The 14,087-nt window shown below is 51.4% G+C and carries 11 protein-coding genes; 5 read left to right on the top strand and 6 right to left on the bottom strand.

Going from position 1 to position 14,087, the window contains the following annotated elements; genetic code table 11:
* Positions 1-114: 114 nt before the first annotated feature.
* Both AR543_RS02275 and AR543_RS02280 read right to left on the bottom strand, forming a co-directional pair.
* Complete coding sequence (locus AR543_RS02275; RefSeq protein WP_060531469.1) at positions 115-1,257, bottom strand: glycerate kinase family protein; 1,143 nt, start codon at positions 1,255-1,257, stop codon at positions 115-117.
* 27 nt (positions 1,258-1,284) lie between these two features.
* Positions 1,285-2,580, bottom strand: a complete 1,296-nt coding sequence (locus tag AR543_RS02280) for a GntP family permease (protein WP_060531471.1) — start codon at positions 2,578-2,580, stop codon at positions 1,285-1,287.
* A 347-nt stretch (positions 2,581-2,927) separates the two neighbouring features.
* On the opposite strand from AR543_RS02280, the gene AR543_RS02285 reads away from it, so the two are divergent.
* Positions 2,928-3,833, top strand: a complete 906-nt coding sequence (locus AR543_RS02285; RefSeq protein WP_060531473.1) for an alpha/beta hydrolase — start codon at positions 2,928-2,930, stop codon at positions 3,831-3,833.
* A gap of 183 nt (positions 3,834-4,016) precedes the next feature.
* On the opposite strand, the gene AR543_RS02290 is transcribed toward AR543_RS02285, so the two are convergent.
* Positions 4,017-4,373: a hypothetical protein gene (locus AR543_RS02290; RefSeq protein ID WP_060531475.1), complete on the bottom strand. Its 357-nt coding sequence runs from the start codon at positions 4,371-4,373 to the stop codon at positions 4,017-4,019.
* Positions 4,374-4,782: 409 nt separating this feature from the next.
* On the opposite strand from AR543_RS02290, the gene AR543_RS02295 reads away from it, so the two are divergent.
* The 4 genes from AR543_RS02295 (at position 4,783) to mtnK (ending at position 10,050) form a co-directional block, all read left to right on the top strand.
* Positions 4,783-5,883, top strand: coding sequence for a sugar ABC transporter substrate-binding protein (locus tag AR543_RS02295; RefSeq protein ID WP_060531477.1), 1,101 nt, complete (start codon positions 4,783-4,785; stop codon positions 5,881-5,883).
* A gap of 165 nt (positions 5,884-6,048) precedes the next feature.
* Entirely contained in the window at positions 6,049-7,578 is a 1,530-nt protein-coding gene (locus tag AR543_RS02300) for a sugar ABC transporter ATP-binding protein (protein ID WP_060531479.1), read from the top strand.
* Positions 7,575-8,561: an ABC transporter permease gene (locus tag AR543_RS02305; protein ID WP_060531481.1), complete on the top strand. Its 987-nt coding sequence runs from the start codon at positions 7,575-7,577 to the stop codon at positions 8,559-8,561. Before AR543_RS02300 ends, AR543_RS02305 begins: the two co-directional genes overlap by 4 nt.
* A gap of 277 nt (positions 8,562-8,838) precedes the next feature.
* Positions 8,839-10,050 carry an S-methyl-5-thioribose kinase gene (gene mtnK, locus AR543_RS02310; protein ID WP_060531483.1) on the top strand — a complete coding sequence of 404 codons (1,212 nt, stop codon included), beginning with the start codon at positions 8,839-8,841 and terminating at the stop codon, positions 10,048-10,050.
* A 190-nt stretch (positions 10,051-10,240) separates the two neighbouring features.
* On the opposite strand, the gene AR543_RS02315 is transcribed toward mtnK, so the two are convergent.
* From AR543_RS02315 to AR543_RS02325, 3 genes are all read right to left on the bottom strand, one after another.
* Positions 10,241-11,758, bottom strand: coding sequence for an efflux RND transporter periplasmic adaptor subunit (locus AR543_RS02315; protein WP_060531485.1), 1,518 nt, complete (start codon positions 11,756-11,758; stop codon positions 10,241-10,243).
* A 75-nt stretch (positions 11,759-11,833) separates the two neighbouring features.
* Positions 11,834-13,399, bottom strand: a complete 1,566-nt coding sequence (locus AR543_RS02320; RefSeq protein WP_060531487.1) for a DHA2 family efflux MFS transporter permease subunit — start codon at positions 13,397-13,399, stop codon at positions 11,834-11,836.
* 15 nt (positions 13,400-13,414) lie between these two features.
* Positions 13,415-14,068 carry an HlyD family secretion protein gene (locus AR543_RS02325; protein ID WP_060531489.1) on the bottom strand — a complete coding sequence of 218 codons (654 nt, stop codon included), beginning with the start codon at positions 14,066-14,068 and terminating at the stop codon, positions 13,415-13,417.
* Positions 14,069-14,087: the final 19 nt, after the last annotated feature.

Below are 14,087 nucleotides of genomic sequence, written 5' to 3' on the forward strand. Positions count from 1 at the left end.
GAAGAGAATGCTGGTCTTTGGCTGGTCTGTCTATTGATCTGGCGGATTGCCATTTGCTGAAGCTGTCATCCTTTGTGATTCTGTGGGTATCCTGCTTTAAATGGATACATCCGACTAATCCCGCAGCCGCAGCAGTCTGGCGATGTTCTCCATCGTGCGCTCTACATTGTAAGGCCCTTGCTCCAGCAATTCCTCAAGTGCCGCTGCACGCGGTACAATACCAAAAATCGCATCGATCCCTTCATCGTACAGCGTCTCGATTCCCTCGCCCATATAGCCGGTTACGGCAATCACGGGTTTGCCTGCTGCCTTGGCGGCAGCAGCGACGCCGTGCGGAGTTTTGCCAAATTTGGTCTGGAAGTCCATGCCGCCCTCTCCGGTAAATACGATATCGGCGGCTGCCAGTTTATCTCGCAGTCCCGCATATTCGATCACAATCTCGATGCCGGGACGCAGTACCGCACGGGTAAATGTCAACAAACCTGCTCCCAGACCACCGGCTGCGCCCGCACCGGGAATATGACGTACATCCTTGGACATCTGGGATTGAATGACATCTGCATAGTGACCCAGTGCGGCATCCAGCTCCTGTACCATGTCCGGCGTAGCTCCTTTTTGCGGTCCAAATACCGCTGAAGCCCCCTGCTCACCGCACAGCGGATTGGTTACATCGCAGGCGACGATGATCTCTACCTGCTGCAGCCTTGCATCCAGCTGTGCAGTATCGATTTGTGCCAGACGACTCAGTGCACCACCGCCCCGCGGCAGCTCGTGTCCCTGTTGATCCAGCAGCCGGGCACCCAGTGCTTGTGCCATGCCTGCTCCTCCATCATTGGTGGCGCTGCCGCCGATTCCGATAATCAGTCTGCGAATCCCCTGATCCAGACAGGCCCGGATCAGCTCGCCGGTACCATAGGTCGTAGTCAGCAGCGGATTGCGTTCTTCCCTGCGTACCCGTTGGATGCCGCTTGCCGAGGCCATCTCGATCGCTGCGGTCATGCCATCACCGAGAATACCGTACTGCGCCAAGATCGGTAGCCCAAGCGGACCGGTCACTTCCAGCTGTCGCATCTGTCCGCCAGAAGCATCGACCAGCGATTGCACCGTACCTTCGCCGCCGTCTGCCATCGGTACATGAATATACCGGGCTGCCGGATAGACGCGGCGCAGTCCTTTTTCCATGGCTACGCAGACTTCCTTGGCGGTCATACTTTCCTTGAATGAATCCGGTGCCAGTACAAATGTTTGCTCTCTCATCTCTCCACCCCGTTCAGAAATAGTAGGTTACAGCAGAAATCCGTACATAATCGTCGCCACAATCGTCATCGTACCGCCAACCATCACTTCGTACGGTACAACACCCATCCGCTGCTTGATGCTCATTTTCATGCTGTCTGCTGTCACATGGAAATAATTGCCCTGCGGCAGGGAATCGATCACGGTCGCCCCGGTGTGCACCATAACGGCAGCAGCCAGTGGCGCCGTACCCATATTCAGAATCGCCTCGCCAAAGGAACCCGTCGCCAGAATAACACCGGTCGAAGTCGAAGCCGTCGCTGCTGCCATCAGAATACCGGAGATCGGAGCGAGAAACGTGCCCGAGATCCCGGATGCCTCAATCAGAGCCACTACCTGTACCGACAGATCCGACGCCGAGATCAGTCCGGCAATACCACCTGCTCCGATCAATATCAATACGGTAGCTGTCATTTTATTCAGTCCAGCTGTCGTATATTTCACGATATTTCTCGCCTGTCCCATCGCCAGCATCCCGATAATGCCGGCAATCGGCAGGATATACATCGCATCCACTTTGAAAGTCGACAAGAAGCCGATTCCCGTTATAGAGCCGATCGGATTGATCATCAGCAGAATAACAGCGACCAGTGGAGCGACAATCGCTTTGCCGAGCGGCGGATAATGCGAGGTATCCGTGTCACCGTTGTCCGCTTCCTGATCGGTGACCATCACGCCTTTATTTTTGAGCATCGAAGCGAGCAGTACAGCTACGATTAATCCGCATACTGCCGGTACGAATCCGGCCAGCATGACATGACTCAACTCCAGATTGAATCCCCGCGCTGCTGCGATTGTATTCGGATTCGGGGAAATAATGTTGCCTGCCTTGCCGCCGCCGGATAAGGCAACAAGCAGCGCGAGCTTGGATACACCCATTTTGTTGCCGACCGACAGGGCGATCGGTGCCACGATCAGCACGGCGACCGGGATAAATACGCCGACTGCTGTAATAATCATCGTCGCCAGTGCAAGCGCCAGAATCGCCTTACTGCCGCCAAATTTGCGGACAATCGACTGGGCAATCGTCTCTGCCGCACCCGATTCCATCATCACTCCGGCCAGCACACCGGCTGCCAGTACCCGTAGTACCGTTCCCATTACGCTCTGGGTACCGCTTACAAGAACATCTACCGTCTGTACCAGATTCGCTCCGCCGAGTAGCGCACCGACGATAGCGCCGAGAAACAGCGCATATACCGGGTTTAATTTACGTAAAATTAAAATAATCGCGAGCGCCAGTCCAGCCAGCGCACCGATCCAGCTAATTACTAATCCATCCATACCGTACATCCCCCTGCCAACTATTTGAACACGCTTTCATTATAGAGTTGGAAAGCGCTTAAAGATATTGATAGAAGGACGAAATTGATTGTGCAAATGAACAACGTTTATACGCTGAATTTGAATTACTTGCGGAACACGCATATATTTAAATATACAGGCTGATATCTTGTTGGCCTGCACCAAACAAGCGATACGAACGTGAAGCGACTGGAATATAAAATCAATTTGAATACGTGGAGGATGCCTTCAGGTTCGAATGTTGAATGTTTGACCCTATGCGATATGTCCGGTTTTTCGAATAGACTGATTATGCCTTGTATTTAATCCGAAACGGAGTGATACCGATGGAAGAACAACAAAAAGCACAACAGCTGGAAATGATTCGCCAGATTCGTCAGCAGCAATTTACACAGGTGGATGGAGGTACACTGACACCACCGGGCACACCGGCAGCACAGCGCAGCGAAATCACTATTCCTACTTCCTACGGAGAAGCACGTACGCATGTCTATGTTCCGCTTGATGCCAGGGAATCTGCACCGGTATTTATTAATCTGCATGGTGGCGGTTTTGTAATGGGGACTCCGGAGATGGATGATCCATGGTGCGCCTACGTTGCGGATCTCTCCGGCTGTATCGTGTTCAATGTGGACTATGTACTGGCACCGGAGCACAAATTCCCATCAACCGTCTATCAGTGTTATGAAGTGGCACAGTGGGTAAAAAACCATGCATCCGAATGGGGCGGAGATGGCTCCCGGCTCGCCATCGGCGGCCACAGCGCCGGCGGTAACCTGTCTGCTGCTGTCTGCCTGCTCAATCAGCAAAAAGGCGGTGAGCTGCCGATTGCTTATCAGATTCTCGACTATCCGCCGCTTGATCTGGATACCGACCCAGCGAACAAGCCGGATTTTGAGGAAGCCATTCCGGTAGATATCGCGCGCATGTTCAATGCGATGTATTTTGAAAATATGCAAGATGCCCGTAATCCACTGGCGTCGCCGGTGCTCGCTTCTTCCTCCGAGCTGGTCGGTCTGCCGCCAGCCCTCGTGATTACAGCAGGCCGGGATTCCCTTGCTGCCGAGGCGGTTCAGTATGCACAGATGCTCCAGAAAGCCGGCGTACCGGTTGTTCATCGCGAATATCCTGGCGAAGCCCACGGCTTCACCCATAACGGCACATCGGCCAACGCCGAAGAAGCCTGGCAGCTCATGGCAGAGCAGTTAAAACAGACATTTAGCATAGCGTAATTACATCTGTTCATTTTAAGATAAAGGATGCAGCCTCTTTCCCTACAGGAAGGACAGCTGCATCCTTTTTGCCATGCCTGTCTGCTATTCTCCGATCCCCTTTCACAGAGGGTCTGCATGATAAGTACCGTTCTGCTATCGGTACAGACATAATGCGGATGAACAAAGAAAAACCTACCCGTACTACACGGGCAGGCGCTGCTGCAAAATCTCCATAATGTGCGAAATCTCTCCCTGATCGAACTCTTCGGGCGTCATGATATAGAATCTTTCTTTGGGTATGCCGTTAAAGTTAATGAACGTACTCACATACGGTGAAATCAGAATAAAGTCGGTTCCCTGCGCCAGCAGTTCGTCCAGAAACTGAAAGTCCTGATCGATCTCCACTACATAATCTAGCTGGTTTTTGCGAATCTCTTCGCTCAGATTCTCCTCCATCGTCCGGGAAAGGGATTTCCGGAAAAAACCTGCTTTATCATATTGGTAGGACTGCGGTGTGGAACCCATAACTACGGCTTTTACAATCGTTATCTTCTTCATATGTAACATCTCCCTGTCTGTATTTTGTGCTGCTTTCAGGCAGTACGATGTGTGCTTTCTGTCTGGCTTTCCATTTCGTTCTAGTTCATTCCACTTTCTATACTTCTGTCTTCTTACCCACTATCTCTTCCAGCTGCGTACCTTTTCTACATTCATACTTTGTTATTTTTGTTATTCCTCTCCCTTCATTGTATATAAACAACCCTTTACAATCCAACTCCACCATACATTTATTCCATTAATATACATATACTAGTTGAACAAATAGACTAATTTTTCTACATTTTTATGCTAATTTATTTATTTTAATAAAACCAATTGACATACTTGGTTTTAGCTTCTATATTAAATTTTAATATTATCAAGCCGTTTAAAGCATTAAAGCATTCATGTACAGGGGGAAAAGAAAATGAGAAGACGTCTGAAATCCATAAGTGTGCTCTCCATTCTGCTTGTGTTCGCGGTAATACTGGGTGCATGCGGAAATAATTCGACAGGTAACAATGCATCCGGAAGTGCTGATGCAGCATCGGATCAGCCGCTCGCCGGTAAAAATATCGCTTTGATTATGCGTCTGAACAACGGAACTTTCTCTGCCCAGTACATCGATGGAGTCAAAAGCCAGGTCGCCAAGTACGGCGGCAATGTGACGGTCATCTCTGCTGACAATGATCTCAGCAAAATGGCTTCTTCGCTGGATGCAGCCGTGAATCAGGGACAGTTCGACGGCATCCTGATCGACCATGGTGATGCAGGTGCACTGACTGCCGGTGTGCAAAAAGCGGTACAGGCCAACATCCCGGTGATTGCTTTTGACTCGGCACTAGACGGGATTCCAGGCGTCACCAGTCTCGCACAGAACGATCAGAAAATGGCCGAACTGACACTGGATCAGCTCGCCAAAGATGCCGGCGGCAAAGGCAATATCGTCAAAATCTGGGTAGCCGGCTTCCCACCGATGGAATCCCGCCAGATCTCCTATAAGGCTTTTCAGGGCAAATATCCGGATATCAAGGAAATTGCTGCTTTTGGTACGGCGGATAACGCACAGCTGGATGCACAGACCCAGATGGAAGCCATCCTCAAACAGTATCCGAACAAAGGCGATATCGCTGCTGTCTGGGCATCCTGGGATGAATTTGCCAAAGGTGCTTCCAATGCTATCAAGCAGGCAGGCCGCGATGATATCAAAGTATACGGCATCGATCTCAGTGATGAAGACCTGAGTATGATCCAAGACCCTTCCAGCCCATGGGTAGCCTCTGCAGCCGTTGATCCGACGACAATCGGCCGCGTACAGGTACGGTATCTGTATCAGAAATTTGCCGGTAATACATCCGACCAACGCGTCGAGCTGGAGCCGGTATATGTCAAACGTGATGATCTGCCCAAAGACAAAAAAGTAACGACTGCCGACCTCGGTGAGTACGTCAAAGGCTGGGGAGACAGCGACCAGGGCAATACCGACGAACTGAAAGCTCTGGAAAAAGCTATCGCTGCCGGCAAATAACTTCTGGCTGCATGAGCTGATATGCTGAATGGTTATACCTGTCTACCGACCCCATATCCACCAGTGTGCCTATGCATGCTGGTGGATACTGTTATACCCTCTTATTCATTTTGATTATACGGCTGCCGCTTCTTCTGATGACAGCCCCCGGAAAGGAGCATCTGCATGACGACTCCCATCACTTCAGCCGAGAACCATCTGCATATGAAAGAAATCTACAAATCATTCGCCGGTGTCCCGGCACTCGAAAATGTAGACTTCAGCCTGCATAGCGGCGAGATCCATGCGCTGCTGGGCGCCAACGGTGCCGGCAAAAGTACATTGATGAAAATATTATCAGGTGCCTATACCGCAGACCGCGGCAGTATTACGATCGACGGTCAACCGATACAGCTGAATTCCCCGGCAGCCGCCAAGCAGGCGGGTATCCAGTGCGTCTATCAGGAAGTCGATACCTCGCTTATTCCCCAATTGTCGGTTGCCGAGAATATTCTGCTGCACCAGCTGACCAGCTCCCAGGGCAGTCCGATTCTGAACTGGAAATCCCTGTATCGTCAGGCTGAGGAAATCCTGAGCCGACTCGGCTTTGCCATCTCGGCGCGTCGTCAGGTCAGTGAACTGTCCCTTGCGGAAAAGCAGCTCGTATTGATCGCACGTGTGATGGCAGAAAAAGCGCGCTTTGTTATTCTCGACGAACCAACAGCTCCGCTCAGTATCGAAGAAGCAGAGCGGCTGTTCAGCATTATGCAGGGACTAAAATCCCAGGGGATCGGGGTCATTTTTATTTCCCACCGGCTGCCGGAGATTTTCCGGGTATGCGACCGTATTACCGTAATGCGTGACGGGCGGCGGGTCAGCACATTACCGGTACAGGATACGAATCCGGGCGAAGTTATACATACGATGCTGGGACGTGCCTTTGAAGAAGAATATCCCAAAGTATTCACCGAGATTGGCGAGCCGCTGCTGGTCGTGAATCAGCTGGCTGCCGGGCGCCATGTGCAGGATGTGAGCCTGGATGTATGCCGCGGCGAGATTGTCGCTATCGTCGGATTGGTCGGCGCTGGCAAAACCGAGCTATCCAAGCTGCTGTTCGGAGCCGAGAAGCCAGAGCGCGGTACGATTGAGCTGAATGGACAGCCGGTGCGCGCACGCAATCCGCATCAGGCAATCCGTTCCGGTATCGTACTCGTGCCCGAAGAACGCCGCAAGGAAGGCATTTTGGTCAAGGAATCGGTGCTGCATAATCTGAGTCTGCCGCTGCTGCAGACGATCACCTCCATGGGCATCATTTCCGGCAGGGCAGAACGCAGGCTGGGCGAAGGACTGATCTCCTCACTCGGGATCAAGACCTCTTCCGGGCAGCAGCTGACAGGCTACCTGAGCGGCGGCAACCAGCAAAAGGTCGCTATCGGCAAATGGATGGAGACCAATGCCGATATTTTCATCCTCGACGAACCGACCAAAGGCGTCGATATCGGGGCCAAACGCGATATTTTCAATGTGATCGGCAAGCTTGCCCAGCAGGGTAAAGGAATACTCTATCTGACCTGCGAGTTTGATGAAGCGCTCGGTCTGGCAGATCGCATCCTCGTGATGTGTGACGGCCGGATCACCCGCTCTTTCGCCTATGGCGAAGCTTCACAGCAGGATCTGTTATATCATGCCAGCGCAGGCCGGGAGGAACTTGTATGAAACATCAGATTGCCCAATTCTCGTACCGTTATGGAGCCCTGATCTTTATCGGTCTGGTGCTCGTCTTCTTCTCCGTCTATAATCAGCATTTTTTCACCTATAACAATATGACGGATATTTTGCGTTCCATCTCGATTGTTACCTTTGTGGCGATCGGAATTACGATCTCGCTGACGGTAGATGGATTTGACCTGTCAGCCGGCTCTACGGTCTCGCTCACGACAGTCGTCGTCGCTGCGATGATGGTCTGGCATCAGATGCCGCTCATTCTGGTATTGATCGTGCCGCTGATTATCGGGGCACTTGTCGGACTGCTCAACTCGCTGCTGATCGTCAAGATCCGTATTCCCGATCTGCTGGCGACACTGGCAGTGATGTATATTGTCAGTGGTATCCATCGTACCTATACCAAAGGCTACTCCATCTACAACAATATGCAGTTCCAGGATGGTACCAAAGCGCCCGGCGTCATGCTGGACTCCTTTCTCTGGATCGGCCAGGGTCGATTGCTTGGTATTCCGTTTCCGGTCATCCTGATGCTGGTTGCGATTGTCGCTATGCACTTATTTTTCAAATATACACGCGGCGGACGCCAGATGATCATGACCGGCAGTAACGAGGAAGCAGCGCGTCTGTCCGGACTGCGGGTCAACCGTATCCGTACGCTCGCCTATGTCGCTTCCGGTATCTTCGCTGCTATCGGCGGGATTCTGTTCGCTGCACGTGTCGGCTCCGGTCAGATTGACGCCGGTTCCTCGATGCAGATGGATGCACTTGCTGCTGTATTCGTCGGATACTCCGTATTCGGCGCAGGGCGTCCCAACATTATCGGTACTTTTTTTGGAGCGGTACTGATGGGTGTACTGGTAAACGGTATGACCATGCTGCATGTGGAATACTACACGACAGATATTATCAAAGGTGCAGTACTCGTACTCGCACTGGCGGTTACCTTTATCCATCGCAAGCGGCAAAAGGTATAAACTCTCGCACAAAGGAAAAGATACGATCCTCATAAGGATCGTCTTTGCTACATCATCTCCTGTCCTACCACGGCGATATCGTTATCGGACAGCCATCCGGCTCGATAACAAAAAGACGGTTGCACGATACCGAGACGGTTTGATCCCCGAGGTACAGCAGACTATTGATTTGAACCGGTCTGTTCTTTTTATTGCAATATTTATACGTATATTCCACTGATGTGTATATCCGTTCTATGCTGAATTCTATTCTGATCTGCAAGGAGGCCAATGATCCATGACGACGACTGCTGATTCTATCTATGAACCGTTGACCGAAGAGACCGCCATCCAGCTCGCCCGACGGCTGAACCTGTTCGATGCGGAGGCTGATCTTGTCTGCCGTGAAATCGGTGATGGCAATCTGAATCTGGTCTTCCATGTGACTGAACCGACCGCTGGCAAAGGTGTTATTATCAAGCAGGCCCTGCCGTATGTGCGTATTATCGGAGAAGGCTGGCCGCTGACACTGGAGCGCGCCCGGATGGAGAGCGAAGCGCTGCGAATCTTCGCACGTTATGCCCCGGAATATGTACCGGAAGTCTATTATACGGATAATGACTACGCGATTACGGTGATGGAAGATCTGTCCCATCTCACGATTGTCCGCACCGGTCTTGCGGAGGGTGCAATCTATCCTCTGCTGTCGACCCATATCGGTCAGTATATGGCGCGCACGCTGTATGGCACTTCGGATTATGCGCTCGGTGCAGAAGCCCGCCGGGAGCTGGCACTGCAATTTCACAATCCCGAACTGTGCAAAATTACCGAAAACTTCGTTTTCACCTATCCACTGATCGATCATGAAAGCAATGTGGTCGAAGAAGGCTTGCGGCCGCTGGCTGAACAGATCTGGCGAGACGCGCAGCTGCTACGTGAAGGTGCCCGGCTCAAGCGACACTTTATGATATCGGCCGAGGCACTGCTGCATGGCGATCTGCATACCGGCAGTATTTTTGCCAGTGAGACAGAAACACGGGTGATTGATCCGGAGTTCGCCTTTTATGGACCGATGGGCTATGATATCGGACTGTTCATCGCCAACACCCTGCTATCTGCCTTTGCCCGCAGCGAACACAGCCGGGAAGAACTGCTGGCTCATGTGACGAACGTCTGGGACGTATTCGCTGCCGAATTTACCGCTCTCTGGCAGGAAAATAATCAGGAACCGCTGGCTGACGCAGCTGGCTATCTGGATGATGAGCTGCTGCGTATTTTCCAGGATGCTATCGGTTATGCCGGCAGCGAGATGATGCGCCGGGTGATCGGGCTCGCTCATGCCCGGGATATCGAAGCGATCAGCGATAAAGATCGGCGTCTGCATATCAAATCGAGTGCTGCCCTGCTGGCGCGCGATCTGATCGTGAACCGCAGCCATTATAAGCGGGCTCCCCAGATTGTAGAGGCACTCCGTCAGGCAGACCGCAATGAGCCGATTCTTCATAGCTAATATGATTTTATGTATAAAATTAAAAACACCCGAGATCCTAACGGATTACGGGTGTTTTTTAGGCTCTGCGACAATCGCAGATTCCAAGTAATCATACAACAGAAATACATTTTGGGAAGAAAATCTCATTTGATCTATTTAGACTCCTATAACAAATTGTTGGAGTCAGACTGCATTCATTAATTTTATTTTAACTATTTGCTGCTACCTGAATCGTAACATCATCGCCAAGCAGTGCCAGGTTATTGGAGATAACCCGATCCCCTGCTGCAAGGCCTTTGGTGACCAGTGCCTGGGAGCCTGTAATCGTAGCCACCGTTACCGGCTTTCGTACGGCTTTGCCTTTGACGGCTACATAGACATAGGATTGGTTACCGTCTTTGAGGATCGCTTTGCTTGGGATAATGATTCCTTCTTTGGCATCATCACCGACAAAGCTCACATCGGCCAGCATGCCTGTTTTGAGCTGACCACCCGGATTGGTTACTGCTACTTCGACCGGATAGCCATTACCTGCAGCGTCCATCGGGTTGATATTTTTCACTTTACCGTTCGCTACAATACCGGAAGAAGCTACATTGACCTGTACCCGGTCACCAGCCTGGATACCATTGATCTCTTCGGCCGGTACATAAATGAGAATATTCACGGTATCCAGATTAGCGATAACCAGTGATGGAGCAGCCGATGATACCATCTCGCCAGGCTCTATATTTTTGGTGACGACAATGCCGTTAATTGGTGATTTGACGACCGCATTATCCAGCGCATCGCGGGCAATATCAATATTCACCTGAGCCTGTTCCACCTTTTGCTGGCTCGCTTCGACACCAGCTGTACTCTGGGATACTTCCAGCTGACGCTGGGCATTATTGTATCCTTCATTGGCATTGGCATAGCTGCTATTGGCATTTTCATAAGCAGATTGGGCTGTAGATAGCCCTTTCTGGGCGGTCGCCTGGGCATTACGTGCTGCTTCCAGCTGTTCCTCGGCATTAGCGCGTGCATTGACCGCATTATCGTACGCTGTCTGGGCGCTGACTACGGCTGCCTGTGCCTGCTCCAGCTGCGCCTGCGTCGCCAGTCCGTTATCCGCCAGCGATTGGGTACGTGTCAGTGTGGACTTGGCAGTTGCCAGCGCTTCCTGAGTTTGCTTGATCGTATTGCTGGCTGTAGAGATAGCGGTCTGGGCTTGCTTGGCAGCCGTGTTGGCCTGATTGATTGCCGCCTGCGCCTGATTGATACTGCTCTCTGCCTGGGTGATCGCACTTTTGGAAGAAATGATTCCATTTTTGGAGCTGACCAGACCCGAGGAAGCAGAGACTACGCCAGTCTCGCGGGAGCTCTCGGCTGTCTTGACACCTGCCTGGGCTGCTTTGGCATCCGACTGGGCGATCTTCAGCTTGTTGCGCAGATCGTCATCATCCAGACGGAACAGCACCTGACCGGGCTTGACCTGTGCCCCTACATCAACGGTCACATCATCCACCTTGCCAGCGATTTTTGGCATAATATTAACAGTCGCCGAAGGATTCACGGTACCTGTATAGATACTGCCCTGCCCCAGCATTCCTTTTTGGGCCTGACTCACTTTGACAGTGACATTCATCGCCTGCGCCGCTTGATTATTGCCGGTAGAGCATCCTGCCAGCAGGGTGGCACTCAGTACAAGAGCAGCTACAGTAACTTCCCATTTTCTTTGTCTCATTGCTCGCTTCCCTTTCTTTCTATAATGGCTGATTTCAATTTCAATTCGAGTTGATTACCTAATATACTGCTCCGATTATGCCTGCGCAGGCAATTCATCGGTAATTACGATCTCTTTTTTCTTCTTTTTCCGGCTGATAAACAGCAGCATCAGCGGCAGACAGCAGAAAAGAGGGATCGAAGACAGCAGGAAGGTATCGGCAATACCACGTGACGCTGCATCCAGCGAGATCAGACCCATTGTACTGGATAGCCATGAGCTGCCCAGTGCCGATTGCAAATATTGGCCACCTTCGGCCGTAACTGATTCAGCGATATGCTGGCTGTGCAGGGCAGTACGATTCTGCATAATAAAGGTGAAAATAGCAATCGCCATCGAACCGGCCAGCGTACGAATCAGATTCGATGCTGCCGAGGCACTGCTGACTTTGGCGGCGGATACTTCTTCGGCAATTGCGTTCATACCTACTGTTGACAGCGGCATCAGACAGAGACCGATTCCCATGCCTCGCACGACCATAACGGTCTCGAACCATAACCGGGAGGTCTGCGGTGTCAGGGTATGCAGATGATAGGTCATCACACTGGTCAGTGTCAGACCGAACAGACAGAGCGGCACAATACCGATCTTGTCCACCAGCTTGCCGGCAATCGGCATCATCAGCGCCATCGCTACCGCCTGCGGCAGCAGGATCAGACCAGTGCTGATCGCCGAGTACGATTGAATATTTTGTAAAAAGAGTGGTGCCAGAAAAGTTCCTCCCATCATGCCCATCATGACAAAGCTGGAAGCAACGACACTAATCGTGAACTTGTAATTTTTGAACAAGGAAATATCGATAACCGCGTTATCTTTGCCACGCTCCACAAAAATCAGGAACACCAGCGACCAGAAGGCGATAAACAGCAGTCCAACGATCTTGAACGATGTCCAGCCGGACGAAGCGCCATTGGACAGCGCGTACAGCAGTGTACCTGCGCATGTCGCCGACAGCAGGAAGCCTGCCACGTCGAACTTGATCGGCTGATTCTTCGGCGGTTCCTTGATCAGCAAAAAGATCATCAGAATCGCGAACAGGGCAATCGGTACACAGGCGATAAACAGGAAGCGCCAGTTAAACCACTCGATCAGATAACCACTGAGCGTCGGTCCGATCGCCGGTGCCGCCATCGCTGCAATTCCCCATAGACCCACGGCAAAGCCGATCTGCTCACGCAGCATAATTTTATATACAATCGTCATACTGAGCGGCATAATGAGTCCACCACCCAGACCTGCGAAAATCCGGGCAGCGATCAATGAGGTATCATTCCAGGCAAAAGCGCAGATCAGCGTACCGATCGTAAAAATAGACAGCGCCAGAATCATGAATTTCTTGTAGCCGATCCGCTGCTCCATAAAACCGGTAATCGGTACGATAATCCCTGAAGCAAGCGTATAACCGGTAATGACCCACTGAATCCGTGTCGTAGTCGAGCCCAGATCCGTAGTGAGCTGGGGAATAGCGACGTTGATCAGACTGTTATTGAGTACCGCAACAAAGGTACCCAGCACGATCGACCAGAAAGCAAACCAGCGTTCTTTGGAAGTCAGGCTATCGGTTGTTGCGGCAGGAGCGGCGTTTACAGTTTCAGCAGACACATCGACGCCCCCTTTTTATGAAGTATGAATCTTGACTTCCACGTTGGTACCCGGGATCAGCTTCATACCTTCCGGCACGTTCAGTGCGATTTCTACCGGAATGCGCTGGGTGACTTTGTTAAAGTTACCGCTGGTGTTGGTCGCCGGAATTACGGAAAAGACCGAATTGGACGCTTGTCCTACTTTGCGGACCTTGCCCTGGATCATCTGGTCACCGGCTGCATCCAGAGTAATATCGACAACCGCGCCGAGCTTGATGCGGCTGATATCGGTCTCTTCAATATTGGTCGTTACATACAGATTGTTCATATCGGCCATAATGGCTACCGCAGCACTCGGAGAAGCAATCTCATGCTCTCTGGCATTCAGTCGGATTACTGTTCCGCTGATCGGTGCGCGTACAATCGACTTGCTGATTACACTCGAATCGAGTCCGGATACATCCTGTTCAGCGATCGGCTCGTTTTGCTTCAGTACGTCGCCTTCTTCCACGTCAATATGATTGAGACGTGCTGTCAGCTGCGGCATGACTTTATATTGATCTGCCGTGATACGGGCATCATCACTTTTTACAAAATACGTTCCCTGGTACCAATAATAGTAACCGAGCGCTCCACCGCTCACGACGAGCAGTACAATAAGAACCCATAAGGTAATTTTCTTTCTCACAACTTCCACCTCGGACTTG

Origin of the sequence: Paenibacillus bovis, from assembly GCF_001421015.2 — a bacterium.
Lineage (GTDB): Bacteria > Bacillota > Bacilli > Paenibacillales > Paenibacillaceae > Saccharibacillus > Saccharibacillus bovis.

Coding starts and splice junctions, on each gene's coding strand:
- AR543_RS02285 (WP_060531473.1), top strand. CDS start 2,928: ATGGAAGAACAACAAAAAGCACAACAGCTGGAAATGATTCGCCAGATT.
- AR543_RS02290 (WP_060531475.1), bottom strand. CDS start 4,373: ATGAAGAAGATAACGATTGTAAAAGCCGTAGTTATGGGTTCCACACCG.
- mtnK (WP_060531483.1), top strand. CDS start 8,839: ATGACGACGACTGCTGATTCTATCTATGAACCGTTGACCGAAGAGACC.
- AR543_RS02280 (WP_060531471.1), bottom strand. CDS start 2,580: ATGGATGGATTAGTAATTAGCTGGATCGGTGCGCTGGCTGGACTGGCG.
- AR543_RS02275 (WP_060531469.1), bottom strand. CDS start 1,257: ATGAGAGAGCAAACATTTGTACTGGCACCGGATTCATTCAAGGAAAGT.
- AR543_RS02300 (WP_060531479.1), top strand. CDS start 6,049: ATGACGACTCCCATCACTTCAGCCGAGAACCATCTGCATATGAAAGAA.
- AR543_RS02315 (WP_060531485.1), bottom strand. CDS start 11,758: ATGAGACAAAGAAAATGGGAAGTTACTGTAGCTGCTCTTGTACTGAGT.
- AR543_RS02305 (WP_060531481.1), top strand. CDS start 7,575: ATGAAACATCAGATTGCCCAATTCTCGTACCGTTATGGAGCCCTGATC.
- AR543_RS02295 (WP_060531477.1), top strand. CDS start 4,783: ATGAGAAGACGTCTGAAATCCATAAGTGTGCTCTCCATTCTGCTTGTG.